Raw genomic sequence first — 25,886 nt, 5'->3', positions numbered from 1 at the left:
GCCTAGGCCGCCGTGGCCAAGGTGCGGTCCTGGAACACGGCGTCGGCATGCCATCGGATCGGCGGCGCGGCAGGGCTGGGCGGGTCGGCCGCGCGAGGCCTGGAGGCGACTGTGGGAGGCGCCAGCAGGGTGTTCAAGCCCTGGCCGAGCGCCCGGCCCCAGCGGGCGTGACCCGGCCCCATCTCCCGATTGATCGCCTCGCAATGTTGCAGATGCAGCACCGTGTAGCCGCCATCGGCGTCGCGGCGGGCCAGGGCGGCGAGGCCGGGCGCGCGGATGAAGCGGCCATCGTGGTGCGACACGGCGCAGAACGGCGCGCCGTCGATGAGGATGGGGTCAGCCATGAGAATCGTCTCCGTCGCGGCAGCATGACCGAGGTCTCGTGCGGCGGCGAGGGTCGCTCCTGCGACCAAGCGACCAGCTGGCCACGTCGGCGTCACGTTGCGAGACCGGGAACTGGCAGCGCCTTGGCGGGGCTCGTCCAGGCGCGGCGATAATCCGTTCCCGTCGCAGACAAGGCGATGGCGGGGCAGGGGACCTGACCGTCGTCGTGGCAAAACCGGCCCATGCCGCCTCTCTGGGCGTGATCGGTCCGGAGGGTGCGGGCTTCGCCCCGATCGCCCCCGCAACGCCGCCGGTTGGCTTCTTTCCCCTGTCGCGCCAAACGGCGCGCCATTCCTCGCGAGGCAAAGAAACCGTCCCGCGACGTCCTCCGCTGCGCTGCGGGCCTTTTGGCTGCGGGCGCGCTCGCCCCCCGCCCTGGGGATCGCCATCGAGGCCGCGATAGGCGCGGTCCGAGCGACAACAGGAGATACCCCCATGGCCACCATCGGCACCTTCGCCAAGCAAGAAGACGGCTCCATCTCGGGCGCCATCAAGACCCTCACCCTTAACGTCAAGACCGCCCAGTTCCGGCCCAGCGAAAGCGACAACGACAAGGCGCCCGACTACCGTATCTTCGCCGGTGCCACCGAGTTCGGCGCCGCCTGGAAGAAGACCTCCCGCGAGAACCGCGACTACCTCGCCGTCAAGCTGGATGACCCCAGCTTCCCCGCGCCGATCTACGCCTCCCTGGTCGACGCCGACGAAGGCTACGCCCTGATCTGGTCGCGCAGCCGCGCCGCCGACTGAAGCCCCGCCGCCGCCCCGCTGTCGGCGGGGCGGCGCTCTTCCCCCAAAAACTCGAACCTCCGGGAGGCCGCCATGTCGCGCCCCAACCCCTCCGCACGCCCCGACGCCAGGCCCGATCTCTATGCCCGCGTCACCAACATGATCCTCGCCGATCTCGAACGCGGCGTTCGACCCTGGACCAAACCCTGGTCCGCCGAGCACCTCGCCGGCCGCATCAGCCGGCCCCTGCGCCACAACGGCCAGCCCTATTCCGGGATCAACGTCATCCTGCTCTGGTCGGAGGCCACGCTCCGCGGTTACGCCGCCCCGATCTGGATGACCTTCCGCCAGGCGCTTGAACTCGGCGCCCATGTCCGCAAGGGCGAGACCGGGTCGACCGTGGTCTACGCCAACCGTCTGAAGCGCACCGAGACGGGCGATGACGGACAGGATGTCGAGCGCGAGATCCCGTTCTTGAAGGCCTATACGGTGTTCAATGTCGAGCAGATCGAAGGTCTGCCCGGAGCCTATCAGGCGCTCGCCGAACCCCAGCTCGACGCCGGCCAGAAGATCGCCCGGGCGGAGGCCTTCTTCGCCGCCACCGGCGCCGATATCCGCCATGGCGGGAACAGCGCTTACTACGCGATCCATGCCGATTACGTGCAGTCGCCGCCCTTCGAGAGCTTCGTGGACCCGGAAAGCTACTACGCTACCCTGGCCCACGAATGCACCCACTGGACCCGGCATCCGACCCGGCTCGACCGGGATTTCGGCCGCACCCGCTTCGGCGATGAAGGCTATGCCCGCGAGGAGCTGGTGGCGGAGCTTGGCGCGGCCTTCCTTTGCGCCGATCTTGGTCTGGAGCTGACGCCGCGCGAGGACCACGCCGCCTATCTCGACCATTGGCTGGGCGTCCTGAAGGGCGACAAGCGGTTCATCTTCACGGCGGCGGCCCACGCTCAGCGGGCTTGCGACTATCTTCACGGGTCGCAGTCGCCGGGGTCGGGCGGCTGAACGCCCGGATGGCGGAATCGCGACCATGCGATTTCGCCATCCACCCCCTGATTCGTCCCGCGCCAGGCTGTCCAGGTCCCCGCCGCAGAACGCTGCGGCGGCCCGGAGAAACCTTGGAGCCCGCAGATGACCGACACCCCCGCCGCCATGCCCCCGCGCATGCTTCGCACCCCAGAGGCCGCCCGTTTCCTTGGGCTCTCGGGCCGAACGCTGGAGAAGCATCGCACCTACGGCACCGGCCCCAGCTACAGGAAGATCGGCGGGCGGGTGATCTATGCTGTGGGAGACCTGCAGGCCTGGGCCGATCGCGGCGCCCGGACCTCCACCACCGAAGCGACCGCCGGCGTCGTCCATCCGGCGCGCCGGCCGCGGCCGCCGGCGATCTGGGGCCGGGGCTAAGGCCGGTGCCTCGCGGCGAAGCGGCGCTCGACCTGAGCCTGACCTGGGTCGAGCTCGTGTGGATCGAGAAACAGACCGAACACTGGATCCGCTTCGGCCAGGTTGCCGCCGAGCAGATCCTCGACCGCCGCCGCCGGCGCGTCGCCTTCCGGCCGGGCTCCGTCTTCGCCCTTGTTCGGTGGAGCGCCAATGACGCCGGAACCGTCGCCTCGCGGTTCGACATCCTGCGCTCAGCGCCGCCCGGGAGCCCTTGTTCGACCACCCCTGGGGTCACGCCGGGCGCAGAGTCGCTATTGCGCATTTCTGGCTGGCCGCGCGTGCGCCTGGCCCTGGCCGCCGTCGATGCGGTGGAGGCCCTGGGTCTTGATCCGGTCGACGCCGCGCCGGACCATTGGCGCCACGTCCATAACCGCTTGATGGGGCGCACCAGGACCAGGCCCTACACCCTGCGTCGGCATCGCGCCTGGCGTCTGCGACAGGGCCTAGACGCATGAACCGGCGCCCGATCACCCTCGCCGCCGTGGCCGGCGGTCTGGTCCTGGGGCTCTCGCCGGCGCTGTTTCGGCCGTCGACGATGGTGATCTGGAACGCCACGGCGAGCGCGCCCGAAGGGCTCTATCGGCTGCGGCCTTCCAACCCATTGCACGTCGGCCAATGGGTCGCCGTGGCGCCGCCACCGGCGCTTTCGGACTGGCTGGCCCGACGCGATGCTGCGCCCAAGGGTGTGTTGCTGATCAAGCGTGTGGCGGCGCTCAGCCCTAGCCTGATCTGCTGGTCGGGGGGCGTGGTCAGCCTCGATGGCCAGCTGGTGGCGATCGCGCAGACCCGCGATCGGAACGGACGCCCGCTGCCCATCCTGATCGGCTGCCGACGCGTGGCGGCCGATCAGGTCTTCCTGCTCAACGCCGCGCCGGGATCGCTGGATGGACGCTATTTCGGGCCGCTGCCACGCAGCGCCGTCATCGGCCAGGTGACGCCGATCTGGGTCGCCGATCATGAGGGCTGACCCTCATCTCGTGCCCGCGCCTTTGTTCGATCAGAACCCTGTCGGCCGCGCCTTCGTCCCGACCATGTCCCGCCAGGCCCGGGAGCGGCGGCGCGGTCCAGGGCGGCCGCCAGGCCGGCGCGACGGCGCCTTGCCCTGGACGGCGACGGCGCCGCGGGCACGCTGGATTGCTCTTGGGGCCCTGGCCTTGATCCTCGCTGGCGCGCCGATTTCGATCGAAGCCCGGGCGCAGGATTTGGCGCGCCCGTCGCGCCTGGAGCGCGAGGACCTGATCTCAGAAGCTGCGACGCGCTTCGCGATCCCGGCGTCCTGGGTCGCCGCCGTGATGGGTGTCGAAAGCGCCAACGATCCGCGCGCGGTCTCCAAGGCCGGCGCACTCGGCCTCATGCAGGTCATGCCTAGGACCTATGCCGATCTGCGGGCGCGGTATGGGCTGGGGGCCGATCCCTTCCATCCCCGCGACAACGTGATGGCGGGGGCGGCCTATCTGCGGGAACTCTACGACCGGTTCGGCGCCCCGGGGTTTCTCGCCGCCTACAATGCCGGGCCGGACCGCTACGCCCAATACCTCCTGCAGGGCCGGCCCTTGCCGCTCGAGACCCGCCGATATCTGGCGATCCTGGCGCCGAGCGTGATGATCCCTGGCGCGGCGACCTCAACGGGGGAGCCTGTCGCGCCGCCGTCGATCTTTGTCCGTCTGCAGGCCGACCCCGCCGACGTCATGCATCCATCTCCCACCCTATTCGTCATCCTCACGGTCCGGGGCGATGCGCCGTGACCTGCTTCGAGGTCGCCTGCGGGTTTTCGCACGGTGTCGCGGGATCGGCGGCGGAAGGTCGGTCTTGGTTCAAAAAGATGGAGCGATGGCAAGATAAAAGCCGCGAGGTGCGGCCATGGTTGGGGGATGAAATACACTACAAAAACAATCCTCTCTCGCGAGGTGTGAAAGCACTGCTCAGCCTGCCAAACCGCTGGAATCCTTATCTCGTAACCGGTTGGCGCACCTCCCGGTGGACGCGCGGCTGATGGTCCAGGACGAGTTCGAGCTCCGGCCAGGTCGGATCCGCAGCCGCGGCGCGGGCGGGGCCAAGACCTTCGTCGGCGAGGCCCTGGCCGCGGCCCAGCGGGCTGGCGGCCTGCATCATCGGGTCCCGAGCCGCGGCAGCGTGTTCGGTCGGGGCCGGGCGTCGAGCCTGTCGGCCAGCCGGGGTCTCGGCCCCCGCGCCCGCCGGGTGATCGTCAAGGCCCGGGTCGTGCGCCAGGCGCCCGGCCGCGCGCCGCTGTCGCTGCACCTGAAATATCTACAGCGGGAGGGCGTCACCCAGGACGGGGAGAAGGGCGCCCTGTTCGACGCTGGCCGCGAACTCGCCGACGGTGCGGCCTTCGCCGAACGGGGCGAGGGCGACCGGCACCATTTCCGGTTCATCGTCTCGCCGGAAGACGCCGCCCAACTGGCCGATCTCAAGGCCTTCACCCGCGACCTGATGGGCCAGGCGGAACGCGACCTGGGAACCCGGCTCGACTGGGTGGCGGTGGACCATTGGAACACCGGCCAGCCGCACATCCACATCATCGTCCGCGGCCGGGACGAGGCGGGCGATGACCTGGTGATCTCACGCGACTACATCGCCGATGGGTTACGGTCGCGGGCCGCCGAACTGGTGACCCTGGAGCTTGGGCCCCGGAGTGATCTCGAGATCCGGCGCGGGTTCGAACAGCAGGTCGGCGCCGACCGCTGGACGGACCTGGATCGCCGGTTGGCTCGGGATGCGGGCCGCGACGGCCTGATCGACGTGCGCCCGCCCGCGGGCGGCGCGACGGACGAGCTCCACGCGCCAAAGGTGGCGCGCCTGCGCCGCCTGCAGCTCCTGGGTCTGGCCGAGGAGGTTCGTCCCGGCCGCTGGCGGCTGGCGGCCGACGCCGAGCCCTGCCTGCGTGAACTCGGCCAGCGCGGCGACATCATCGCACGCCTGCATCGCGCCCTGGGCGCCCAGGGCATCGAACCCGATCCGGCCCGCTTCGTGGTCGAGGGCGACGGGCCCATCATGGGCCGCCTGGTCGGGCGGGGTCTCGATGATGAACTGAAGGCCAGCGCCTATGCGGTGATCGATGGGATCGACGGGCGTATCCATCACGTCGCCCTGCAGGACCTGGCCGACGCCTCGGACGCTGCGCCCGGCGCCATCGTCGAGGTCCGGGCGGTGGGGGAGCGCGGCCGGCGAATCCTGGCCGTGCGCTCTGATCTTGACGTCGGGGCCCAGGTGACAGCCCAGGGCGCGACCTGGCTCGATCGGCAGCTGGTGAGCCACGCGGCCGCCGGGATGGGGCAGGGCGGGTTCGCCGCGGAGGTCGAGACGGCCTTGGTCGATCGGGCCAAACACCTGATCGGCGAAGGGTTGGCGCGGCGGGCGGGGGGCCGTGTGATCTTCATCCGCGATCTGCTGGAAACCCTTCGTGTCCGGGAACTGGCCGCCGCGGCGGCCGGGGTCGCCGCCGAGACCGGCCTCGAGCACCTGCGACTGCAGGACGGCGACACAGTCTCGGGCGTCTATCGGAGCCGGCTGAACCTGGCCTCGGGCCGGTTCGCGGTGATCGAGGGCGGGCTCGGTTTCTCCCTGGTCCCCTGGCGGGCCGATCTGGAACGCCAGCGCGGACGCGAGGTCGCAGGCGTCATGGCCGTCGGCGGGGCGGTGGATTGGACTCTTGGGCGCCAGCGTGCCCCGGAGCGGTGAGGAGGTCGAGATGTCGGGAACCAAGGTGATGTGGGGCCAACTGGCGATCGTTTTCGCCATCGTCCTGGCGGCGATCTGGGCGGCCACCGAGTGGACGGCGCTCAGGCTCGGATTTCAGCCGCAGCTGGGTGCGCCGTGGTTTACGGTCCAGGGATGGCCAGTCTATCCGCCGCCGGCCTTCTTCTGGTGGTGGTTCGCCTTCGACGCCTATGCGCCCAGGGTCTTCCTCGAAGGCGCGGCGATCGCCGTCTCCGGGGGGATGGCCGCCATCGTCGCGGCGCTTGGTCTGTCGATCTGGCGGGCCCGGGAGGCGCACAACGTGACCACCTATGGGTCGGCCCGGTGGGCCAGGCGCGCCGAGGTGCGGCGTTGCGGCCTGTTGAACGCGGCTGGGGTGATGCTGGGCGAGCTCGACGGCGCCTATCTGCGCCACGACGGGCCCGAGCATGTGCTGTGCTTCGCGCCCACCCGCAGCGGCAAGGGCGTCGGCCTGGTGGTGCCGAGCCTGCTGACCTGGCCGGGCTCGGTCATCGTCCACGATATCAAGGGCGAGAACTGGACCCTGACCTCGGCCTGCCGGGCCCGCGTTGGGCGGGTGCTGCTGTTCGATCCCACCAATCGCGACAGCGCGGCCTACAATCCGCTGCTGGAGGTCCGACGCGGCGACAGCGAGGTCCGGGATGTCCAGAACGTCGCCGACATCCTGGTGGACCCGGAAGGCGCCCTGGAACGCCGGTCCCACTGGGAGAAGACCAGCCATAGCCTGCTGGTGGGCGCGATCCTCCACGTGCTCTATGCCGGCCAGGACAAGACCCTGGCCGGGGTCGCCGGCTTCCTCTCCGATCCGGCCCGGCCGATCGAGGCGACCCTTAGGGTCATGCTGAAGACCCCGCACCTGGGCGACCGGCCCCACCCCGTGGTGGCCCAGGCCGCCCGGGAGCTGCTGAACAAGAGCGAAAACGAACGCTCCGGCGTGCTCTCCACGGCCGTGTCGTTCCTGGGGCTCTATCGCGATCCGGTGGTCGCCCATGTCACCCGCCGGTGCGACTGGCGGATCGCCGACCTGGTGGAGGGGCCCCGGCCGGCCAGCCTCTATCTGGTGGTGCCGCCGTCCGACATCAGCCGCACCAAGCCGCTGATGCGCCTGCTGCTCAACCAGATCGGCCGGCGGCTGACGGAGGACCTTGGGCGGCGCGACCAGCGCCATAGGCTGCTCCTGATGCTGGACGAGTTTCCGGCCCTGGGACGCCTCGACTTCTTCGAGAGCGCGCTGGCCTTCATGGCCGGCTATGGCCTCAAGGCGGTGTTGATCGCCCAGTCGCTCAACCAGATCGAGAAGGCCTATGGCGCCAACAACGCCATCCTCGACAACTGCCATGTCCGGGTGTGTTTCGCGACCAATGACGAGCGCACGGCCAAGCGGGTATCGGACGCGCTGGGGACCGCCACCGAGCTTCGGGCCATGAAGAACTACGCCGGTCACAGGCTCTCACCCTGGCTCGGCCACCTGATGGTCTCGCGTCAGGAGACCGCCCGGCCCCTGCTGACCCCGGGCGAGATCATGCAGCTTCCGGCGATGGAAGAACTGGTGCTGGTCTCCGGCGTGCCGCCGATCCGGGCGCGCAAGATCCGCTACTACGAGGACCCGCGTTTGCAGTCGCGCGTGGGCGCGGCGACCGGGTCCACGCCGGGCCTGGCGCCCGGTGACGACTGGTCGGACCTTGCGCCCACGGTCCAGGCCGCGGAGCCGACGCCTCAGATCTCCGCGTCAGGCGGGGAGGGCGGGTTGCGGCGCGAGCCCGAACCCCCCTTCGAGCACGGCGTCGAGCCGGTCCCCGTCGCCGACCGTGAGTTCGAGTTCCCGGACGGCCTTGAGGAGAGCGATGACGACCAACAGGCTGGCGAGCTGCAGCGGCGGTTTCGGCGGGTGGCGCGCCAGGCCGCCCTCGATCCGGACGACGGGGTGGAGCTATGAGCGCCAAGTCGCGCCTTTCGGTCTATCTGGAGCCCGAGCTGTTGCGGGAGCTCGAGGTCTTCGCCGCCCAGCGGGCGAAGTCCAAGTCCCTGGTCGCCGAGGCCGCCATCGCCTCCTTCCTGTCGCCAGACGCCGCCGAGCGGCAGGAGGCGGCGATCGCCCGGCGGCTCGATCAGCACACCCGGGCGGTGGAACGCCTGGAGCGCAACCTCGGCATCGCCATTGAGATGCTGGCCCTGTTCGTCCGGTTCTGGCTGACCACCACGCCGGCCGTCCCCGATGCGCGGCAGAATGCCGCGCGGGCCAAGGGCCAGGAACGCTATGAGGGCTTCGTCGCGGCGCTCGGACGTCGCTTGGCCAAGGGGGTAAGCTTCACCCGCGAAGTGTCGCTGGACCTGCCGTCGGCTTTCGTTGTTCGCGACCCTGACCCCGGACTTGAGGAAACCGAGGGTGACGGAGGCCGGCTTTAGAGGCCCGGCGGCTTGGCCGGCCTTGCCCCCCGCGCAAGACGGACGTCGCCGTAGGCCTGCGCGATCCCTGAGGACTCAGATCACGCGTCGTGGGTGGTTGGCCACATGCCCAGGCGAACAACCCGCTCGCCGTGGGCAAGTCATTGGACGCTGTCGCACTACTACGACCAAAGCCCTGTTGAACCTCGGACTTCCCACCGCTCATTGATCGCCCGTCTCGTCGCCAGCTCGGCGACCCCGGGAGCCGCCAGTGCAAGTCGCGCCCATCCGCAGTGAAGTCCTGGTCCGCAGCGCGCGCATGCTGCGCACGGCCATGGGCCCGCAGATCGCGGCCTGGCTGGATGACCCGGCGGTCGTCGAGATTATGCTCAACCCGGATGGTCGCCTTTGGTTGGACCGGCTCGGGGGAGGGCTGAGCGATAGCGGATACGGTCTGCCGGCCGCCGACGGCGAGAGGATCGTCCGCCTGGTCGCCCATCATGTGGGCGTCGAGGTTCACGCGGGCGCGCCGCGTATTTCGGCCGAATTGCCGGAGACCGGCGAGCGGTTCGAGGGTCTCCTGCCGCCGGTGGTCGCGGCGCCGGCCTTCTCGATCCGAAAGCCCGCCATCTCGATCTTTAGCCTGGAGGCCTACGCGGCGGCCGGAGTGATGTCCCCGGCCCAGGCCCTGACCCTGGGCGCGGCGGTCGCTGGGCGGCGCAACATCCTGATCGCCGGCGGCACCTCCACCGGCAAGACCACGCTCGCCAATGCCTTACTGGCCGAAGTGGCCAAGACTGGGGACCGCGTGGTCCTGATCGAGGACACGCGCGAGCTTCAGTGCTCGGTCCCCAACCTGGTGTCGCTGCGGACCAAGGATGGCGTCGCCTCCCTGACCGATCTGGTGAGGTCGGCCCTGCGCCTTCGGCCCGACAGGATCCCGATCGGGGAGGTGCGGGGCGGGGAGGCGCTCGACCTGCTGAAGGCCTGGGGCACCGGACATCCCGGCGGGATCGGGACGATCCATGCCGGCTCGGCCATGGGGGCGCTGCGGCGCCTCGAACAACTGGTCCTCGAGGCCGTCGCCGTGGTTCCCCGCGCGCTCATCGCCGAGACCATCGATGTGATCGCCGTGCTGTCCGGCCGCGGCGAGTGCCGGAGGCTGAGTGAATTGGCGCAGGTCCGCGGCCTGACCCTGGCAGGCGACTACGCCCTGACCCGCATCCCAGACCCCGAAGGAGACCAACCATGATCCCGCGCCTTTCGCGATGGAGGGCCACGGCTGTTGTCGCCTTGACCACAGTCCTGGCGACCGGCCCAGCCTATGCCGCGGGCTCGTCGATGCCGTGGGAAGCCCCGCTGCAGAAGATCCTGGAGTCCATCGAGGGCCCGGTGGCCAAGATCATCGCGGTGATCATCATCGTGGTCACCGGCCTGACCCTGGCCTTCGGTGACACCTCCGGCGGCTTCCGCCGGCTGATCCAGATCGTCTTCGGCCTGTCGATCGCCTTCGCCGCCTCGAGTTTCTTCCTGTCGTTCTTCTCGTTCGGCGGCGGAGCGCTGATCTGATGGCCCAGATCGCTTCCATTCCAGGGTTCGAGTCGCCGGTTCACCGCGCCCTGACCGAGCCTCTGCTGCTGGCCGGCGCGCCCCGCGCCCTGGCGATCCTCAATGGGACGCTGGCGGGCGCGCTCGGCCTGGGGCTCCGGCTCTGGCTGGTCGGCCTGGTGGTTTGGGCCGTGGGGCATGGCCTGGCGGTCTGGGCGGCCAAGCGCGACCCGCTCTTCGTCGAGGTGGTGCGACGGCATATCCGTACCCCGTCGCACCTGGAAGTCTGAGCTGATGTTCGATCTTCGGGAATATCGCCGCCGCAACGCGCAGCTCGCGGACTTCCTGCCGTGGGCGGCTCTGGTCGGGCCGGGCCTCGTGCTGAACAAGGACGGCGCCTTCCAGCGCACCGCGCGGTTCCGTGGCCCCGATCTCGACTCCGCCACCGACGCCGAGCTGATGTCCGTCGCCGCGCGGCTCAACAATGCCCTGCGCCGTCTGGGTTCGGGGTGGGCCGTCTTCGTCGAGGCCCAGCGCGACGCGGCCGAAACCTATCCCTCGAGCGCCTTTCCCGATCCGGCCTCGGACCTGGTGGATGAGGAGCGCCGAGCCCAGTTCGAGGCCCATGGCGCGCACTATGAGAGCCGCTACTTCCTGACCTTTGTCTTCCTGCCGCCGGCGGAACAGGCCGCGCGTGTGGAAGGCTGGCTCTACGAGGGCCGGCAGGCCGGTGGCGTCGACTGGCGCGAAAGCCTTCGCGGTTTCCAGGATCGCACCGATCGGATACTCGCCCTGTTCGAAGGCGTGCTGCCCCAGGCCGCTTGGCTCTCGGACGTCGAGACGCTGACCTTCCTGCATTCGACGGTTTCGACCTCGCGGCACCTGGTCGCCGAGCCGGAAACGCCGATGCATCTTGATGTGCTCCTGGCCGACCAGCCGCTGGTCGGTGGCCTGGAGCCCAGGTTGGGCGGGAGCGATCTGCGAGTCCTGACCATCAGCGGCTTTCCGACATCGACCTGGCCCGGCCTGCTCGACGATCTCAACCGCCTGGCCTTTCCCTATCGCTGGTCCACCCGCGCCATCTGCCTCGACAAGATCGACGCCGCAAAGGTCCTGACGAGGATCCGCCGGCAGTGGTTCGCCAAGCGCAAGTCGATCATGGCGATCCTCAAGGAGGTGCTGACCAACGAGGCCTCGAGCCTCGTCGACACCGACGCTGAGAACAAGGCGCTCGACGCAGACGAGGCGCTGCAGGACCTGGGCGCCGACTTCATCGGCCACGCCTATGTCACCGCCACGGTCTGCGTCTGGGACGCCAATCCCGCCACCGCCGACGCCAAGCTGCGCCAGGTGGAGAAGGTCATCCAGGGGCGCGACTTCGTCTGCACCATCGAGACCGTCAATGCGGTGGAAGCCTGGTTGGGCGGCCTGCCGGGCCACGCCTACGCCAATGTCCGCCAACCGCCGATCTCGACGCTCAATCTCGCCCATATGATCCCACTCTCGGCGGTGTGGTCGGGTCCGGCCCGCGACGACCATCTCGACGGACCGCCGCTGTTGTTTGCCAAGACCGAAGGCGCGACGCCGTTCCGGTTCTCGCTCCATGTCGGCGATGTCGGCCACACGATGGTGGTTGGTCCCACGGGAGCGGGCAAGAGCGTGCTCCTGGCGCTCATGGCCCTACAGTTCCGGCGGTACGCGCACGCCCAGGTGTTCGCCTTCGATTTCGGCGGCTCGATCCGGGCCGCGGCCCTGGCCATGGGCGGCGACTTCCACGATCTCGGCGCGTCATTGGGGGAAACTCCGACCCAGGCTGTCAGCTTGCAGCCCTTGGAACGCGTGGATGATCATGCCGAACGGGCCTGGGCGGCCGAGTGGATCGCGGGGCTCTTCAGCCGTGAGGGCGTCCATCTGTCGCCAGAGGCCAAGGAGCATGTCTGGTCGGCGTTGAACAACCTGGCCACCGCGCCTGCTGGCGAACGGACCCTAAGCGGGCTAGCCGCCCTTCTGCAGTCGACGCCTCTGAAGCAGGCGATCGCGCCCTTCACCTTGTCAGGACCGTGGGGCGGCCTGCTCGATGGCGACCACGAGCATCTTGGGATCGCGTCCGTCACCGTGTTCGAGACCGAAGGCCTGGTCGGGACCACAGCCGCGCCCGCGGTCCTGGCCTACCTCTTCCACCGCATCGCCTCACGGCTCGACGGTCGCCCCACCCTGGTCATCGTCGACGAAGGTTGGCTGGCGTTGGACGACCCCACCTTCGGCGCGCAGCTGCGCGAGTGGCTGAAGACCCTGCGCAAGAAGAACGCCTGCGTGGTCTTCGCCACCCAGTCCCTGGCCGATATTGAAACCAGCGCCATCGCCGCCTCGATCATCGAGAGCTGCCCGACCCGGATCTTCCTGCCCAACGACCGAGCCCAGGAACCGCAGCTTGCCGCCAGCTATGGCCGGTTTGGTCTCAACCAACGTCAGATTGAAATCCTCAGCCAGGCGACCCCCAAGCGCGACTACTACTGCCAGTCCCGGCGGGGAAACCGGCTCTTCGAGCTGGGTCTGGGGGAGGTGGCGCTGGCTTTCTGCGCCGCCTCGGCCAAGGCCGATCAGCTGGCCATCGCCGACCTCGTGAGCCGCTTCGGTGCGGCGAAGTTCGCCGCGGCCTGGCTCAACCATCGCGGATTGCCGTGGGCCGCCGAACTCCTCGGCCAGCCTCAACCTCAGGCCCAAATGGAGAACCTCAGATGACATCCTCTGGATTCCCTCGCCGCGCCCTGTTTGGCGCCGCCCTGGCGCTGGTGCTCGCGAGTCCGGCCGCCGCCCAGCTCGCCGTGTTCGATCCGACCAACTACGCGTCCAATGTGCTGCAGGCGGCCCGCGCGCTGGAGCAGATCAACAACCAGATCCGCGCGCTGCAGAACCAGGCGCTGAGCTTGGCCAACCAGGCGCGCAACCTGGCGCAGCTGCCCTATTCGTCGCTACAGGCCATCGAGACAAACCTCAACCGGATCAGGGACCTGATGGCGCAAGCTCAGCTGGTCGCCTACGACGTCAAGGCCATCGAGCAGGAGTTCGGGCGCAACTACACCCTCGACGCCAGCGCGTCGGACCTCGCCCTGTTGTCGTCGGCCCAGAAGCGTTGGGCCAATTCCGCCGCGGCCTTCCGCGATGCGCTTAATGTCCAGGCTGGCGTTGTCACCGGCATGCCGGCGGCCCAGGCCGAGACCCGCGCGTTGGTGACCGCCAGCCAGGGGGCCACCGGCATCGTCCAGGCCACCCAGGCCGGAAACCAGCTTCTCGCCCTGCAGTCCCAGCAACTGGCCGACCTGACGGCGATGATGGCGGCCCAGGGGCGGGCGACCGCCCTGGAACAGGCCGAGCGCGCCGCTAGCCGTGACCAGGCCCGGGAACAGTTCCGGCGGTTCATGGATCGCAAGCAGGGCTATCAGGCCCAACCGGTGGAGATGTTCCATTGAACCGGATTCGAACGCGGCTTCTGCCGCTCTTGGCGGTCATGCTCGTGGTCATCTGCGCCTGCCAGCGGGGGACTATGGATCCGTCGAAGAGGCCGGTGCTTCAAGGGGAGGCGCTGGGGCGAGAACTGGATCGCTGCCGCCATCTGGGGTTGGAGGTCTACAGGGACCGAGCCTGCGTCGCCGCCTGGAAGGCCAACGACGACCATTTCCTCGGACGTGACAAGGGTCTGCGGCGATGAACACCGGCGTCGTCGATCGCTTCCTTGAGATATTCACCCGTTACATCGACTCGGGTTTCGGTCTCCTGGGGGGGGAGGTCGCCTTCCTCGCGAGCACGCTGGTCGTCGTCGATGTCACGCTGGCGGCGCTGTTCTGGTCCTGGTCGACCGGTGACGACATCATCGCCCGGCTGATCAAGAAGACGCTCTATGTGGGCTTCTTCGCGTTCCTGCTGTCGAACTTCAACGGCCTGGCGCGCGTGATCTTCGAGTCCTTTTCGGGGCTAGGCCTGAAGGCCACCGGCGGGGCCATGCCGGCTTCCGACTTCCTGCATCCGGGCAAATTGGGTCAAGCCGGCATCGAGGCTGGGGCTCCGATCCTGGAGGCCGCCATGCAGATGTCGGGCTTTCCGGGTGTCTTTGAGCACTTCCCCCAAATCATCGTCCTGATGGTCGCCTGGCTGGTGGTGCTGGTCGCCTTCTTCGTCCTGGCGGTGCAGCTCTTCGTGACCTTGATCGAGTTCAAGCTCACCACTCTGGCCGGCTTCGTCCTCGTGCCCTTCGGACTGTTTGGCCGCACGGCCTTCCTCGCCGAGCGCGTGCTGGGCAATGTCGTGGCTTCGGGCGTGAAGGTCCTGGTCCTGGCGGTGATCGTCGGCATCGGTTCGACCCTGTTCGGCGAGTTCGTGCAGGGCTTCGGTGGGCCGTCGCCGTCGATCGAGGAGGTCCTGGCCCTGGCCCTGGCGGCGCTTTGCCTGCTGGGCCTGGGCATCTTCGGACCTGCCGTCGCTAGCGGCCTGGTCTCCGGCGCGCCACAGCTCGGTGCGGGCGCGGCGGTCAGCACCGGCCTGGCGGCCGGAGGCCTTGGGGTCGCCGCCGCCATGGGCGCCCGGGGCATGGTGGGCGCCGCGGTCGGCGGCGTTCGACAGGCGATTTCGGCGGTCCGGGGTGGTCGCTCCGGACCGACCGGATCCGGCGACGGTGGCCAGGGTCCGCAGTCGGGCGGTCCGAGTGGCGGCGGCTCATCCCCGCCGGCCGGCCCATCCGGCGCTCCGGCCTGGGCCAAGCAACTGCAGCATCGCCAGGCTGCCGTCCATGGCGCGACCGCGGCGGTCCATGCCGTCCGGTCGGGTGACCATGGCGGCGGCGGCGCATCCGTCTCACTTGCGGAGGACCGCTCATGAACCCCTTCCGTCGCCCCGGCGTCCGCTACGGCGAGACCCCGGAGCTCGAAACACCTTACCAAAGGGCTTCACAGGCCTGGGACGACCGGATCGGATCGGCCCGGGTCCAGGCCCGAAACTGGCGGCTCATGGCCTTCGCGAGTCTCCTGCTCGCCAGCGGCCTTGCCGCGGCGCTGGTGTGGCAAGGCGCGCACGGCAGCGTGACGCCCTGGGTGGTGCAGGTCGATCATCTAGGGGAGGCGCAGATCGTGGCCCCGGCGGTGGCGGGATACAAGCCGACCGATCCGCAGATCGCCTGGCATCTCTCCCGGTTCATCGAGGAGGTACGCTCGATCCCGGCCGATCCTGTGGTGGTGCGCCAAAACTGGCTGCGGGCCTATGACTACACCACCGACCAGGGCGCCCTAGCGCTGAGCGCCTATGCCCGGGCTGACGATCCCTTCGCGAAGGTCGGCGCGACCCAGGTGGCCGTGGACGTCTCCAGCGTGATCCGGGCCTCGCCATCCAGTTTCCGCGTCGCCTGGGTCGAGCGTCGATATGTCGACGGGGCCTTGGCCACGACTGAACGGTGGACCGCCATCGTCGGCGTGGTGATGCAGCCGCCCCGTACGGCCGAGCAACTCCGGAAGAACCCCTTAGGGGTCTTCGTCCATGCCCTGAACTGGTCGAAGGAGCTCGGCTGATGCGCGGTCTGATCCCATGGACCATGGCCGGGCTCGCGCTCAGCGGTTGCGCGTCGCATCCGGCGCCAACTGTCTCCAGCGCCGTGGCCACGCCGATCGCTGCCGTCGCCCTCCGCCCGGCCGTCGCCGTGCCGCCTATCCTCGCTTCAACGCCGGCGCCCAATCCGCCGGAGCGTCACACGGGCGTTCCACCAGCGTCAGGCGCAGTTTCGGGGGGCGACCCGCTGGCCCGGGTCGCCAGGGCCAATGCGACGGCCAGGGTGCAGCCTGGGGCAGGAGACTATTCGACCGCCGTGCAGATCTACGCCTTCGCCGAAGGCGCCCTCTACCAAGTCTATGCCGCGCCCGGGCGCGTGACCGACATCGCCCTCCAGGCCGACGAGAAGCTTGCCGGGACAGGCCCCGTCGCCGCCGGAGACACCACCCGCTGGGTGATTGGTGACACCGAGAGCGGAACCGGCCCCGAGCGGCGGGTCCACATCCTGGTGAAGCCGACCCGGCCGGAGCTGCGGACCAACCTAGTGATCAATACTGATCGACGAACCTATCACCTGGAACTGCGCGCGACGCCGAGCACCTATATGGCTGCCGTGTCCTGGCGCTATCCCGCCGACGAAGCCCGCGCCGCGGCGATCCTGGCCGAGGCCGCGCGCCTCGCCCAGGGCGAGGCGCAGGCGGCGCAACCGCTCCCGTCCAGTGTCCTCAACTTCGGATATCGGATCGTCGGGCGCGCGAGCTGGCGACCGGTCCGCGTCTATGACGACGGGCGTCAGACCTTCATCGAGTTCCCGCTCTCGATCGCCCAGGGTGAGATGCCACCGCTATGGGTGGGAGGGGCCGGTCGCGCCCTGGAGCTGGTGAACTACCGCGTTCAGGGGCGGGGCATGATCGTGGATCGCCTCTTCGAGACCGCGGAGCTGCGCCTCGGAGACCGTCGCGGGCATCAGCATGTCCGCATCGAGCGGACTGCGGAGGGCCAGCCATGAGCGACGAGCTCGCCGAACCGCAAATCCCCGCTGAGCTGCGGCTTCGCTCGAGACGACCACCCGTGGTCCGCCTGTCGCGTAAGGCCCTGGTCGGGTTCGGATCGGTGCTGGTCATCTCGGTCGGCGGGGCCGTAGCCTATGCCATGATCGCCCACCGGGTCTCGAAGGCGCCTACCGAGCTCTACAACGTCGGGGGCGGGGCGCTGGAAGCGGTCCGCACACTGCCCAAGGACTATCGTGCGCCCCCGCGCCTGGGACCGCCGCTTCCGGGCGACCTCGGCGGACCAATCCAGGCGGCAGGCGCGCCGGCGCCGGCCATTGGGGCCGCGGAACCGCCTACGGTCGCGCCGGGCGACCCGGCGGCGCAGCAAGGTCGCGAGCGCTTGGCGCAAGAACGGAACGCCGCGCGCACCAGCCGGCTATTTGCGAGCGACGCCAGACCGCTCGGCGCGGACCAACCCCTCGCCTTTGGGACGACGGGACCCGTAGAGCCAGCGCCAGGCCGTCCGGCGGGGGAGGGCATTCTCGACGGTCCCGTCGATCGGCGGACCACCAGTCCCGATCATCTGACGGCTCCCGCCTCGCCCTATGTGGTTCAGGCCGGCGCTGTGATCCCCGCGGCCCTGATCACGGGGATCCGGTCGGATCTGCCCGGGCCGATCATCGGCCAGGTGACGCAGAACGTGTACGACAGCCCGACCGGGCGGTTCCTGCTGATCCCCCAAGGCGCCCGATTGATCGGGTTCTACGACAGCCGCGTCGCCTTTGGTCAGAGCCGTGTCCTGCTGGCCTGGACCCGACTCATCCTTCCGGACGGCCGCTCCCTGGTGCTGGAAAAGCTGCCGGCGGGCGACATCGAGGGCTATGCCGGCCTGCAGGATGACGTGGATCATCACTGGTCCGGGCTCTTCGGCATGGCGGCCCTCTCGACCCTCCTGGGGGTCGGAGCCGAGCTCGGGGCCTCGGACGACGAAAGCAAAATCCTCCAGGCCCTGCGGGCCGGCGCGGCCGGAACCCTCAACCAGGCCGGCCAGCAGGCCGTCGGCCGCGGACTGAGTGTGGCGCCCACCCTTGCGATCCGACCGGGCGCGCCTGTGCGGGTGATGGTGACCCGCGACCTTGTCCTGCAACCCTATCGTCCCTGAGGCCCCATGTCCGAGAAGCTGAAGCTCGCAACCTTGCTCGATGACACCCCAGTCAAGCTCACCGTGGAGCTCCCCGCTGCTGTCCACCGGGACCTCCTCGCCTACGGCGAGGCGCTGTCTCGGAGCAGCGGGCGGATGGTGGAGCCCGCCAAGCTCATTTCGCCCATGCTCGCGCGCTTTATGGGCGCAGATCGGGCGTTTTTGAAGATGAGGCGATCAGGAAGCTGATCGTTGATCCACGGAGACCACGGCCCAGTTTCGCCTCAGGCGCCTCCGCACGGGCGCCTGTTTTGTCCCGAGCGCTGGCGAGATCGGGTCCGAAAGTTCGATCGGCGTCCGGAGGCCCAAGGGGCGGGTGGAGTGCGTGAGCGACCGACAAGTTCGGCCTGACGACCGCGACTGGGTCCGCAGGGGCTAGCGTAGTGATGTCACGAGCGTAGTGATGTCACGAGCACCCGGAGTTGATCGCGAGCCTGTCTGAAGTTCAGCAACATCTCGTCTGCCGACAGGGGGGCGACGCGGGGGTCTTCGATCTGCCACTCGCGCCGATGCAACCCGGCAAATGTGGGAGGCAGCACAAGTTCGGGTTCCACCAGGATCAGCTCGTCCATCATGGCGGCGTTGATGGCGTCGAGCGATTTGCTCTCCTGGGGCGTGATGTCGATGCCGACCTCCGCCATGACCCTAACCGCCCAGTGACTGACCCGGGTCGGCGTGAGACCCGCACTCCATGCGACGACCCCAGAAGGTTCAAGCTGGGCCGCTGCGAAGGCCTCGGCGATCTGCGTCAGCGCATCATTGCGACGGTCGACAAAGAGGATGTTTCGAGGCGGAATGCGACGGGGCATAGCGCCATTTCCGAACAGGCTGGGAGCGGGACCAACCTGGTCTCGGTGGCTTGGCATGTCGAACTCCCGGAATGTGCTTCCATCGAACCCTGAGCCGACCGTTCAGGCGGCGACGCTGCCCACCTGGGCGATACTGCAGCGGGTCCAGAGCTCCTTGAGGGCCGCAGCCAAGCCGTCCATCATGGCGTCCGAATGAGCCGGGGAGGGGGTGAAGCGGAGGCGCTCCATGCCGCGGGGAACGGTCGGATAGTTGACCGGTTGGACGTAGATCCCATGCTCGTTGAGCAGGATGTCGGAGATCAGCTTGCAGTGCGCCGCGTCGCCCACCAGCACTGGCACGATGTGGCTGGCGGATGGCATGACGGGTAGGCCTGCTTTCAGCAGGCGGGCCTTCAGGGCCGCGGCGCGGGCCTGGTGGGCGATGCGAACCTCGTTGTGGTCCTTCAGATAGCGGATCGAGGCCACCGCGCCGGCCGCCAGAGCGGGCGGGATCGAGGTGGTGAAGATGAAGCCATCGGCGAAGCTGCGGATCGCATCCACGATCGCGGCGTCGGCGGCGATATAGCCCCCCATCACGCCAAAGGCCTTGCCAAGCGTCCCCTCGACGATGTCGATCTGGTCCATCACCCCGTCCCGCTCGGCCACGCCGGCGCCGCGGGGGCCGTACATGCCCACCGCATGCACCTCGTCGAGATAGGTGAGCGCGCCGTACTTCTTGGCCAGGGCCACCGTGCCGGCGATGTCGGCGATGTCGCCGTCCATCGAATAGACGCTCTCGAAGGCGATGAGCTTTGGCGCTTCCGGATCGACGGCCGCCAACAACTCCTCCAAGTGTCCCAGGTCATTGTGGCTGAAGACTTGCCGCTGGTCGCGTCCGCCGGCCCGGATGCCGCTGATCATCGAATTGTGGTTCAGGGCGTCGGAGAAGACGATCAGGCCAGGCAGGATCTTGTACAGGGTCGAGAGCGAGGCTTGGTTCGACACATAGCCCGAGGTGAAGAGGAGGGCTGACTCCTTGCCGTGCAGGTCGGCCAGTTCGCGCTCCAGCTCCACATGGTCGTGGGTGGTTCCGGAGATGTTGCGGGTGCCGCCGGAGCCGGCCCCCGTGTCCTCGATCACCCGGTGCATGGCGTCCAGCACCACTGGGTTTTGACCCTGGCCCAGATAGTCGTTGGAGCACCAGACCACGACCTCTGAGCTGGTCCCGTCCTCGCGGGTCCAGGTCGCACGCGGGAACTCACCCCGGTGACGCTTCAGGTCGGCGAAGACCCGATAACGTCCCTCCGCATGAACTTGATCCAAGGCGGCACGGAACACTGATGCGTATTTCATCAAGGCGATCCTACTGGAGTGACCCACGAAGCCCCGCGAGTGCTCGGCCGCGCGCGGAAAACGATGCATTGTGATGCTTATAGCATCAGTAAGCACTATTGATATATCGTCAAAGGCGCATATCTATAGTTTGTTCGGGTAGAGGGCACAGCCCCACCGCTTCGGGGAGGAAGCGCCCCCGACAAAGGCCCGCCGCTTTCCCTCGCGGCAGGCCATCTTATGTGCGGCGCCAGACTTGAGCCCCCGCCGATCCAGGCGGGGACCAAGGGCGGGAAGCCTCATCCCCAAATCCGCAGGGCGACGAAGACGACGGCGATCAGGCCGCCGCAAACCATGACGAGCATCCAGCCCCCGCGGGTGAGCAGGTTGAATCGCTGGCGACGGTAGGGGTGGCGCTTGAGCATGCGCATGGGAGGCAGCCTTCCTTCGGCAAGGTGAGGGTGGGGTCGTGACAAATCGCCGGCTCCGCGCGGCCGGCCTCAGCTCCCGCCGATCTGCTGGGCTTCGAAGGCCGCCAGGGTCGCCATGGTGAGGATGCGGGACACCGAATCCCCGAGCCGGCAGACCTGCACCGGGCGGGAGAGACCGACCAGGATCGGACCGACGACCGCGACCTCGCCCAAGGCCTGCACCAGCTTCGTCGAGATGGCGGCCGAATGGATGGCGGGCATGATCAGCACATTGGCGGGCTCGCTGAGCCGCTGGAACGGGTAGCTATCCCAAAGCGCGCGATCGAGCGCGACGTCGGGCGGCATCTCGCCTTCATACTCGAAGTCCGCGCCGCGCTGATCCATGAGTTCGACGGCCTTGCGCACGCGCAACGGCTGCTCGCCATAGGGATGGCCAAAGCTCGAATAGGACAGGAAAGCGACCCGCGGCGTGTGTCCGAGCCCTCGCACCGCCGCGGCTGCGACGCAGGCGATCTCCACCAGATCCTCGGCGCTCGGCAATTCGCTGACGGAGGTGTCGGCGACAAAAATGGTCCGGCCCCTGGCGAGCAGGGCCGATAGGCCAATCACGCGGCCTCCGGGCGCCGGATCCACGACGCGAGACACCTCTTCCAGGCATTGATCGAAGTTGCGCGTGACGCCGGTGACCAGGGCGTCGGCGTCCCCCAGGGCGACCATGGACCCGGCGAAGCTGTTTCGATCCAGGTTGATCAGGCGCTGGACGTCGCGCTTGAGATAGCCCTCGCGCTGCAGGCGCCCATAGAGGTGGTCGACATAGGCGCCGTTGCGGTCCGAGAGGCGGGCGTTGACGATCTCCAGGTCGAACTCGGTGGCGTCGAGCCCGGCCTCCAGGGCGTTGGCCCGGATCAGATCCTCGCGGCCGACCAGGACGGGAATCCCCAGGCCCTGGGCATTGAAGGCGTGGGCGGCCCGGATCACCGCGGCTTCCTCGCCCTCTGCGAACACGATCCGCTTCCTGGGGCCTGAACGAACCGCCTCGGTGATGGTCTGCAGAAAGCCCGCCGAGGGATCCAGCCGCCGCCGGAGTTGAGCGCGATAGGCGTTCATGTCGGCGATGGGGCGTCGCGCCACGCCGCTGCGCATGGCCGCCTCGGCGATGAAGGGCGGGACAAACCATATCAGCCGCGGATCGAAGGGGGAGGGGATGATGTAGTCGCGTCCGAATTTCAGTTTGCGGCCCTGGTAGGCCATGGCCACCTCGTCGGGCACGTCCTCGCGGGCGAGCATGGCCAGGGCCTGGGCGGCAGCGATCTTCATCTCGTGGTTGATCGAGCGGGCCTGCACGTCCAGGGCGCCCCTGAAGATGTAGGGGAAGCCCAGGATGTTGTTCACTTGGTTCGGATAGTCGGATCGCCCGGTCGCGATGATGGCGTCCTGGCGCACCTCGAGAACTTCCTCGGGCGTGATCTCCGGATCGGGATTGGCCATGGCGAAGATCACGGGATTGGGCGCCATCGAGGCGACCATCGCCTGGGTCAGGACGCCCTTGGCCGAAACCCCGATGAAGACGTCGGCGTCGACCAGCGCTTCGGCCAGCGTCCGGTGTAGGGTGTCGGTGGCGTGGACAGACTTCCACTGGTCCATGCCGACGGTCCTGCCGCGATAGACGACGCCGTCGATGTCGACGAGCGTGGTGTTCTCGGCCCGGACGCCTAGCGCCTTCATCAGGGTGATGGAGCCCAGGCCCGCGGCGCCGGCGCCGCAGAGGACCAGGCGCACATCCTCGATCCGGCGGCCGGTGACCTCGCAGGCGTTGATCAGGCCGGCGGAACAGATGATGGCTGTCCCGTGCTGGTCGTCGTGGAAGACCGGGACGTCCAGCAGGTCCTGCAACTCGGCTTCGATCCGGAAGCAATCGGGGCTGGAGATATCTTCCAGATTGACGCCGCCGAAGGTCGCGCCGATGTGGCGAACGACCTCGATGAAGGCGTCGGCGTCGTTGGTGGCGACCTCGATGTCGAAGGAGTCCAGGTCGGCGAACCGCTTGAAGAGCACCGACTTGCCCTCCATCACCGGCTTGGACGCCAGGGAGCCCAGGTTGCCGAGTCCCAGGATGGCCGTGCCGTTGGAGATCACACCCACCAGGTTGCCCTTGGAGGTGTAGTCATAGGCCGCGTCGGGATCGGCGGCGATCTTGCGCACGGGCGCGGCGACCCCAGGGGAATAGGCCAGGCTCAGATCGCGCTGGGTCGCCATCGGCTTGGTCGCCGCGATGGAGATCTTTCCCGGTTGCGGATAGCGGTGGAAGTCCAGGGCTTCCTGGTCGGCGCGGGCTCGGCGTTCTTCGGCGGTCATGGCCTGGCTTTCAGGAGTGCGGGGGTTTTCCGACCGCCCAGAGAACCCCGACGACCGCGCCCTTGACGACGGGCAGCAAGGTCAGGGTGAGCGCGGCCAAGGCCGGCATGACCAGCGCCAGGACGAGGCCGGTCGGCAGGGTCCAGATGAACTGGAAGATGAGCAACGGAGCCACGACCAGGTGCCCGACGATCAGGATGGTGAAGTAGGGCGGCGCGTCGTCGGCGGGGTATTGGCTGTTGTCGTGACCGCAGATCTCACAGCGGGGGCGGATCTTCAGATAGGCGGTGAACAGCTGACCCTTCCCACAGTTGGGACACTGGCCCCGGGCGCCACGCTTTAAGCCGGTAAGAACTGACCCTGCGGTGGGGGCTTGCTGGCTCATCACCTGACCACGCTCGACTGGGACCAGGACATCAGCGGACGCACGACGTCATGAGCAACCGGTTGCCGGTCTCGAACTCGTCGCTCAGGGCGACGGCGTCCAGGCCCGCATCGGCCAAGGCGCGTTGGAAGGCCCGCCAGTCCGGTCCGAGGTGGAGGCGGTTGGTCACATTGACCAGAACGGCGCCCCCGGGCCGAAGCAGGCGGTCCACGCCCCGCCAGAAGCCCTCCGATAGGTAGGCCGCCGGCGTGACGAGCGAGTCTTGGAAGTCGACGACAATGGCGTCGAAGCAAGCTGGCGGGGAGGTGTCGACATAGGTGGCGGCATCCTCGACGACCACATCGAGGCACGGTGGCGCACGGAAGAACAGGCGCGCCAGATTGCCGGCGCGCGGGTCACAGTCGACCGAAACGACGTTCATGCCCAGCCGATGGAGCATTGAGGAGGCCGCGCCGCCTCCGTGCCCAAGGACGAGCACCCGCTCGGGGGCCTCCTGGGTCAGCACCTGCACGATCGCGTTCACATGAGGCGCGAGGTTGCCCCCATGAGCGTCGATCAGTGTCTGCAGGTGACCGTCCTTGAAATAGCCGACGGCGCCGTCACGCTTGCTCAGGGCGATGGAAATCTCGCCCCTGGTGGTCTGGGTGCGATGCAGACTGATCATGAGCTGGTTCCAATCGCGGCGCGGGCGGCGGCGAAGGTGGGTTGGAAGTCCACCGTCTCCAGGATGTGCGCCTCCATCGTGCGAGACAGATTCCGGCGCACGGTGTCCCGCGCTCCACAGACGATGACCTTGGCCTGATCCTGACTGGCCCGGTGAAGGAACGACGACAGGGCTGCGGCGCCGGTCGGATCGACCAAGGGCACCTCCTCGAACCGCAGAACGTACCGCCGGCTGCGGGCTCCGATCTGGTCGAGCGCGTCCTTCAGCACACTGGTGCTGCCAAAGAACAAGGGGCCGCGGAAGGTGATCACCGAAGTGTAGTGCGGCAGGCCGTCATTGGGCTCATAGGCCGCTTCACCTGTCCGGCTGAAATCGTCCAGATCGGCCTCGATCAGGCTCGGACCGCCGCCTTCGACCGTGGAGAGCTGGCTCATGCGATGCATGAAGACGAAGGAGGCCAGCACCATGCCCACCTCGATAGCCAAGGTCAGATCGACGATGACTGTCAGGCCGAAGGTCAGCAGGAGGACGGCGCGATCTCCATTGGAGGCGCCCAGCAGCATCCGAAACCGGTGCAGCTCGGCCATGTTCAGGGCCACGACGATGAGAATCGCCGCCAGGGCCGCCAGGGGAACGAACTTGGCCAGGGGCGCGAGCAGCAACATGAACAGCAATAGGAAGGCCGCATGCAGCATGCCGGCGACCGGCGAGTGCGCCCCGGATCGGATGTTGGTGGCGGTCCGCGCGATCGCGCCGGTGGCGGGAAGGCCGCCGACAGCCGCCGAGGCGATGTTGGCGATTCCCTGCGCCACTAGCTCAAGGTTCGATCGGTGGCGGCGGCCGGTCATCTGGTCGGCGACGACCGCTGAGAGCAGGGACTCGACGCCGGCCAGGAGGGCGATGGTGAAGGCGCTGGGCAGGACGTCGCGCGCCTTGGCCCAGGACCAGAAGGCGAGGCTGGGGGCGGGCAGGGTCGAGGGGATGCCGCCGAACTTTGTCCCGATGGTCTCGACGGGCAAGCCCAGCAGGAAGACGCCGGCGGCGGCGGCGATGGTGACCACCAGAAAGCCCGGAACCTTGGGCGCGTAGCGCCGCAGCAGCATGATCGAGGTGAAGCAGCCGACCGCCAGGCCAAGGGTCGGCAGGCTGAGGGAGGCTCGCGCGGCCCAAAGCGTCTGGAGCTTGGGAATGAAGTCGGCCGGGACGTGATCTGCGGTCAGACCGAAGATGTCCTTCAGTTGGCTGGCCAGGATGATGGTCGCAATGCCGGTGGTGAAGCCCGTCGTGACGGGATCGGGGATGTACTTGATCAGGGTCCCGATGCGCAAAAGGCCGGCAGCCACCAAGATGACACCCGCCATCACGGTGGCGATCAGTAGGCCGTCATAGCCGTGCTTGGCGATCACGCCGTAGACGACGACGACGAACGCCCCCGTCGGGCCGCCGATCTGGAACCGGCTTCCGCCCAGAAGGGAAATGAGGAAGCCCGCCACCACGGCTGTGATCAGCCCGCGCTCGGGGGTCGTGCCGGACGCGATCGCCAGGGCCATGGCCAGCGGCATGGCGACGATCGCCACGGTAAGCCCGGCGATGACGTCGCCGCGCACATCGCTCAGACTATAGCCTTGACGGAGAACCGTCACCGACTTCGGGACAAACAGTCTCCAGTCGCGCCACATGGGATACTTGCCTTTTCTGAGTTCTTTCAAGCATACGGACGCCGCTCCCGACCCCCGTGCTAGGCGCGCCGTCCGCAATCATCTCGACGCCCGCGGCGGTAAATGCTTCGAGCACCTTCTCCAGGCTGTCCACAACAGCCCGAACCGAACCTTCCGAGGACTCCATCCTCTGGATCGTCGGCAAGGAGAGACCCGACAGCTTGGCCAGATCTCGCTGGTCAAGGCCGAGAAGCACCCGGGCGGCGCGCATTTGCGAGCCGCTGATCATGATCCGCGGCCCCTGCGGGAATTCGG

General features: G+C 68.4%; 29 protein-coding genes. 20 read left to right on the top strand and 9 right to left on the bottom strand.

Annotation, left to right across the window (positions count from 1 at the left end):
* Window positions 1-2: 2 nt before the first annotated feature.
* Window positions 3-344 carry a hypothetical protein gene (locus ACO06I_RS06660; RefSeq protein WP_421931798.1) on the bottom strand — a complete coding sequence of 114 codons (342 nt, stop codon included), beginning with the start codon at window positions 342-344 and terminating at the stop codon, window positions 3-5.
* A 475-nt stretch (window positions 345-819) separates the two neighbouring features.
* Here ACO06I_RS06660 and ACO06I_RS06655 point away from each other — a divergent pair, with 475 nt between their 5' ends.
* From ACO06I_RS06655 to ACO06I_RS06560, 20 genes are all read left to right on the top strand, one after another.
* The gene (locus tag ACO06I_RS06655) at window positions 820-1,131 is read left to right on the top strand and encodes a DUF736 domain-containing protein (RefSeq protein ID WP_421931797.1); all 312 of its coding nucleotides are present in this window, start codon (window positions 820-822) and stop codon (window positions 1,129-1,131) included.
* Between the two features lie 72 nt (window positions 1,132-1,203).
* Window positions 1,204-2,124: an ArdC family protein gene (locus tag ACO06I_RS06650; RefSeq protein WP_421931796.1), complete on the top strand. Its 921-nt coding sequence runs from the start codon at window positions 1,204-1,206 to the stop codon at window positions 2,122-2,124.
* A 126-nt stretch (window positions 2,125-2,250) separates the two neighbouring features.
* Window positions 2,251-2,523, top strand: a complete 273-nt coding sequence (locus ACO06I_RS06645; protein ID WP_421931795.1) for a helix-turn-helix transcriptional regulator — start codon at window positions 2,251-2,253, stop codon at window positions 2,521-2,523.
* A gap of 5 nt (window positions 2,524-2,528) precedes the next feature.
* Entirely contained in the window at window positions 2,529-3,017 is a 489-nt protein-coding gene (locus tag ACO06I_RS06640) for a DUF2840 domain-containing protein (protein ID WP_421931794.1), read from the top strand.
* The gene (locus ACO06I_RS06635; RefSeq protein WP_421931793.1) at window positions 3,014-3,529 is read left to right on the top strand and encodes a S26 family signal peptidase; all 516 of its coding nucleotides are present in this window, start codon (window positions 3,014-3,016) and stop codon (window positions 3,527-3,529) included. The genes ACO06I_RS06640 and ACO06I_RS06635 overlap by 4 nt, the downstream gene beginning before the upstream one ends.
* Before the next feature lie 130 nt (window positions 3,530-3,659).
* Window positions 3,660-4,307, top strand: a complete 648-nt coding sequence (locus ACO06I_RS06630) for a lytic transglycosylase domain-containing protein (protein WP_421931792.1) — start codon at window positions 3,660-3,662, stop codon at window positions 4,305-4,307.
* A 232-nt stretch (window positions 4,308-4,539) separates the two neighbouring features.
* Window positions 4,540-6,261 (top strand): relaxase/mobilization nuclease domain-containing protein, encoded by a 1,722-nt coding sequence (locus ACO06I_RS06625; protein WP_421931791.1) that lies wholly within the window; start codon window positions 4,540-4,542, stop codon window positions 6,259-6,261.
* A gap of 10 nt (window positions 6,262-6,271) precedes the next feature.
* Window positions 6,272-8,236 carry a conjugal transfer protein TraG gene (locus tag ACO06I_RS06620; protein WP_421931790.1) on the top strand — a complete coding sequence of 655 codons (1,965 nt, stop codon included), beginning with the start codon at window positions 6,272-6,274 and terminating at the stop codon, window positions 8,234-8,236.
* A complete protein-coding gene (locus tag ACO06I_RS06615) occupies window positions 8,233-8,706 on the top strand; it encodes a CopG family transcriptional regulator (protein ID WP_421931789.1) in 474 nt (157 codons plus the stop codon). Before ACO06I_RS06620 ends, ACO06I_RS06615 begins: the two co-directional genes overlap by 4 nt.
* Window positions 8,707-9,004: 298 nt before the next feature.
* Window positions 9,005-9,937 (top strand): P-type conjugative transfer ATPase TrbB, encoded by a 933-nt coding sequence (gene trbB / locus ACO06I_RS06610; protein WP_421931788.1) that lies wholly within the window; start codon window positions 9,005-9,007, stop codon window positions 9,935-9,937.
* The gene (locus ACO06I_RS06605; RefSeq protein WP_421931787.1) at window positions 9,934-10,254 is read left to right on the top strand and encodes a TrbC/VirB2 family protein; all 321 of its coding nucleotides are present in this window, start codon (window positions 9,934-9,936) and stop codon (window positions 10,252-10,254) included. The genes trbB and ACO06I_RS06605 overlap by 4 nt, the downstream gene beginning before the upstream one ends.
* Window positions 10,254-10,523: a VirB3 family type IV secretion system protein gene (locus tag ACO06I_RS06600; protein WP_421931786.1), complete on the top strand. Its 270-nt coding sequence runs from the start codon at window positions 10,254-10,256 to the stop codon at window positions 10,521-10,523. The genes ACO06I_RS06605 and ACO06I_RS06600 overlap by 1 nt, the downstream gene beginning before the upstream one ends.
* A gap of 4 nt (window positions 10,524-10,527) precedes the next feature.
* The gene (gene trbE / locus ACO06I_RS06595) at window positions 10,528-12,975 is read left to right on the top strand and encodes a conjugal transfer protein TrbE (RefSeq protein ID WP_421931785.1); all 2,448 of its coding nucleotides are present in this window, start codon (window positions 10,528-10,530) and stop codon (window positions 12,973-12,975) included.
* Complete coding sequence (gene trbJ, locus ACO06I_RS06590; RefSeq protein ID WP_421931784.1) at window positions 12,972-13,703, top strand: P-type conjugative transfer protein TrbJ; 732 nt, start codon at window positions 12,972-12,974, stop codon at window positions 13,701-13,703. The genes trbE and trbJ overlap by 4 nt, the downstream gene beginning before the upstream one ends.
* Window positions 13,700-13,942, top strand: coding sequence for a putative entry exclusion protein TrbK-alt (trbK-alt, locus tag ACO06I_RS06585; protein ID WP_421931783.1), 243 nt, complete (start codon window positions 13,700-13,702; stop codon window positions 13,940-13,942). The genes trbJ and trbK-alt overlap by 4 nt, the downstream gene beginning before the upstream one ends.
* A complete protein-coding gene (gene trbL, locus ACO06I_RS06580; RefSeq protein ID WP_421931782.1) occupies window positions 13,939-15,105 on the top strand; it encodes a P-type conjugative transfer protein TrbL in 1,167 nt (388 codons plus the stop codon). Before trbK-alt ends, trbL begins: the two co-directional genes overlap by 4 nt.
* Window positions 15,102-15,788: a conjugal transfer protein TrbF gene (gene trbF, locus ACO06I_RS06575; protein WP_421931781.1), complete on the top strand. Its 687-nt coding sequence runs from the start codon at window positions 15,102-15,104 to the stop codon at window positions 15,786-15,788. Before trbL ends, trbF begins: the two co-directional genes overlap by 4 nt.
* The gene (trbG, locus tag ACO06I_RS06570; protein WP_421931780.1) at window positions 15,788-16,774 is read left to right on the top strand and encodes a P-type conjugative transfer protein TrbG; all 987 of its coding nucleotides are present in this window, start codon (window positions 15,788-15,790) and stop codon (window positions 16,772-16,774) included. Before trbF ends, trbG begins: the two co-directional genes overlap by 1 nt.
* Entirely contained in the window at window positions 16,771-17,919 is a 1,149-nt protein-coding gene (locus ACO06I_RS06565) for a TrbI/VirB10 family protein (RefSeq protein WP_421931779.1), read from the top strand. Before trbG ends, ACO06I_RS06565 begins: the two co-directional genes overlap by 4 nt.
* Window positions 17,920-17,925: 6 nt before the next feature.
* Complete coding sequence (locus ACO06I_RS06560) at window positions 17,926-18,147, top strand: DUF2274 domain-containing protein (protein WP_421931778.1); 222 nt, start codon at window positions 17,926-17,928, stop codon at window positions 18,145-18,147.
* A gap of 200 nt (window positions 18,148-18,347) precedes the next feature.
* Here the strand turns inward: ACO06I_RS06560 and ACO06I_RS06555 are convergent, their stop codons facing one another.
* The 8 genes from ACO06I_RS06555 to ACO06I_RS06520 form a co-directional block, all read right to left on the bottom strand.
* Window positions 18,348-18,767 carry a hypothetical protein gene (locus tag ACO06I_RS06555; RefSeq protein ID WP_421931777.1) on the bottom strand — a complete coding sequence of 140 codons (420 nt, stop codon included), beginning with the start codon at window positions 18,765-18,767 and terminating at the stop codon, window positions 18,348-18,350.
* Between the two features lie 102 nt (window positions 18,768-18,869).
* Window positions 18,870-20,099 (bottom strand): 5-aminolevulinate synthase, encoded by a 1,230-nt coding sequence (gene hemA, locus ACO06I_RS06550; RefSeq protein WP_421931776.1) that lies wholly within the window; start codon window positions 20,097-20,099, stop codon window positions 18,870-18,872.
* Between the two features lie 278 nt (window positions 20,100-20,377).
* Entirely contained in the window at window positions 20,378-20,509 is a 132-nt protein-coding gene (locus ACO06I_RS06545) for a hypothetical protein (protein WP_421931775.1), read from the bottom strand.
* Between the two features lie 69 nt (window positions 20,510-20,578).
* On the bottom strand, window positions 20,579-22,864 hold the full coding sequence (locus tag ACO06I_RS06540; protein ID WP_421931774.1) for an NADP-dependent malic enzyme: 2,286 nt from the start codon (window positions 22,862-22,864) through the stop codon (window positions 20,579-20,581).
* A gap of 10 nt (window positions 22,865-22,874) precedes the next feature.
* Window positions 22,875-23,249: a DUF983 domain-containing protein gene (locus ACO06I_RS06535; RefSeq protein WP_421931773.1), complete on the bottom strand. Its 375-nt coding sequence runs from the start codon at window positions 23,247-23,249 to the stop codon at window positions 22,875-22,877.
* 31 nt (window positions 23,250-23,280) lie between these two features.
* The gene (locus ACO06I_RS06530; protein WP_421931772.1) at window positions 23,281-23,913 is read right to left on the bottom strand and encodes a spermidine synthase; all 633 of its coding nucleotides are present in this window, start codon (window positions 23,911-23,913) and stop codon (window positions 23,281-23,283) included.
* Window positions 23,910-25,592: a SulP family inorganic anion transporter gene (locus ACO06I_RS06525; RefSeq protein ID WP_421931771.1), complete on the bottom strand. Its 1,683-nt coding sequence runs from the start codon at window positions 25,590-25,592 to the stop codon at window positions 23,910-23,912. The genes ACO06I_RS06530 and ACO06I_RS06525 overlap by 4 nt, the downstream gene beginning before the upstream one ends.
* Window positions 25,531-25,842, bottom strand: coding sequence for a helix-turn-helix domain-containing protein (locus ACO06I_RS06520; protein ID WP_421933603.1), 312 nt, complete (start codon window positions 25,840-25,842; stop codon window positions 25,531-25,533). The genes ACO06I_RS06525 and ACO06I_RS06520 overlap by 62 nt, the downstream gene beginning before the upstream one ends.
* Window positions 25,843-25,886: the final 44 nt, after the last annotated feature.

Origin of the sequence: Phenylobacterium sp. (genome assembly GCF_965229015.1) — a bacterium.
Lineage (GTDB): Bacteria > Pseudomonadota > Alphaproteobacteria > Caulobacterales > Caulobacteraceae > Phenylobacterium.
This window is presented reverse-complemented; position numbering and strand designations above follow the sequence as displayed.

Excerpts from the sequence above, each read along its gene's own strand:
- ACO06I_RS06660 (WP_421931798.1), bottom strand. The coding sequence starts at position 344 with ATGGCTGACCCCATCCTCATCGACGGCGCGCCGTTCTGCGCCGTGTCG.
- ACO06I_RS06655 (WP_421931797.1), top strand. The coding sequence starts at position 820 with ATGGCCACCATCGGCACCTTCGCCAAGCAAGAAGACGGCTCCATCTCG.
- ACO06I_RS06650 (WP_421931796.1), top strand. The coding sequence starts at position 1,204 with ATGTCGCGCCCCAACCCCTCCGCACGCCCCGACGCCAGGCCCGATCTC.
- ACO06I_RS06645 (WP_421931795.1), top strand. The coding sequence starts at position 2,251 with ATGACCGACACCCCCGCCGCCATGCCCCCGCGCATGCTTCGCACCCCA.
- ACO06I_RS06635 (WP_421931793.1), top strand. The coding sequence starts at position 3,014 with ATGAACCGGCGCCCGATCACCCTCGCCGCCGTGGCCGGCGGTCTGGTC.
- ACO06I_RS06620 (WP_421931790.1), top strand. The coding sequence starts at position 6,272 with ATGTCGGGAACCAAGGTGATGTGGGGCCAACTGGCGATCGTTTTCGCC.
- ACO06I_RS06615 (WP_421931789.1), top strand. The coding sequence starts at position 8,233 with ATGAGCGCCAAGTCGCGCCTTTCGGTCTATCTGGAGCCCGAGCTGTTG.
- trbB (WP_421931788.1), top strand. The coding sequence starts at position 9,005 with ATGCTGCGCACGGCCATGGGCCCGCAGATCGCGGCCTGGCTGGATGAC.
- ACO06I_RS06605 (WP_421931787.1), top strand. The coding sequence starts at position 9,934 with ATGATCCCGCGCCTTTCGCGATGGAGGGCCACGGCTGTTGTCGCCTTG.
- ACO06I_RS06600 (WP_421931786.1), top strand. The coding sequence starts at position 10,254 with ATGGCCCAGATCGCTTCCATTCCAGGGTTCGAGTCGCCGGTTCACCGC.
- trbE (WP_421931785.1), top strand. The coding sequence starts at position 10,528 with ATGTTCGATCTTCGGGAATATCGCCGCCGCAACGCGCAGCTCGCGGAC.
- trbJ (WP_421931784.1), top strand. The coding sequence starts at position 12,972 with ATGACATCCTCTGGATTCCCTCGCCGCGCCCTGTTTGGCGCCGCCCTG.
- trbL (WP_421931782.1), top strand. The coding sequence starts at position 13,939 with ATGAACACCGGCGTCGTCGATCGCTTCCTTGAGATATTCACCCGTTAC.
- trbF (WP_421931781.1), top strand. The coding sequence starts at position 15,102 with ATGAACCCCTTCCGTCGCCCCGGCGTCCGCTACGGCGAGACCCCGGAG.
- trbG (WP_421931780.1), top strand. The coding sequence starts at position 15,788 with ATGCGCGGTCTGATCCCATGGACCATGGCCGGGCTCGCGCTCAGCGGT.
- ACO06I_RS06565 (WP_421931779.1), top strand. The coding sequence starts at position 16,771 with ATGAGCGACGAGCTCGCCGAACCGCAAATCCCCGCTGAGCTGCGGCTT.
- ACO06I_RS06560 (WP_421931778.1), top strand. The coding sequence starts at position 17,926 with ATGTCCGAGAAGCTGAAGCTCGCAACCTTGCTCGATGACACCCCAGTC.
- ACO06I_RS06555 (WP_421931777.1), bottom strand. The coding sequence starts at position 18,767 with ATGCCCCGTCGCATTCCGCCTCGAAACATCCTCTTTGTCGACCGTCGC.
- hemA (WP_421931776.1), bottom strand. The coding sequence starts at position 20,099 with ATGAAATACGCATCAGTGTTCCGTGCCGCCTTGGATCAAGTTCATGCG.
- ACO06I_RS06545 (WP_421931775.1), bottom strand. The coding sequence starts at position 20,509 with ATGCGCATGCTCAAGCGCCACCCCTACCGTCGCCAGCGATTCAACCTG.
- ACO06I_RS06540 (WP_421931774.1), bottom strand. The coding sequence starts at position 22,864 with ATGACCGCCGAAGAACGCCGAGCCCGCGCCGACCAGGAAGCCCTGGAC.
- ACO06I_RS06535 (WP_421931773.1), bottom strand. The coding sequence starts at position 23,249 with ATGAGCCAGCAAGCCCCCACCGCAGGGTCAGTTCTTACCGGCTTAAAG.
- ACO06I_RS06530 (WP_421931772.1), bottom strand. The coding sequence starts at position 23,913 with ATGATCAGTCTGCATCGCACCCAGACCACCAGGGGCGAGATTTCCATC.
- ACO06I_RS06525 (WP_421931771.1), bottom strand. The coding sequence starts at position 25,592 with ATGTGGCGCGACTGGAGACTGTTTGTCCCGAAGTCGGTGACGGTTCTC.
- ACO06I_RS06520 (WP_421933603.1), bottom strand. The coding sequence starts at position 25,842 with ATGCGCGCCGCCCGGGTGCTTCTCGGCCTTGACCAGCGAGATCTGGCC.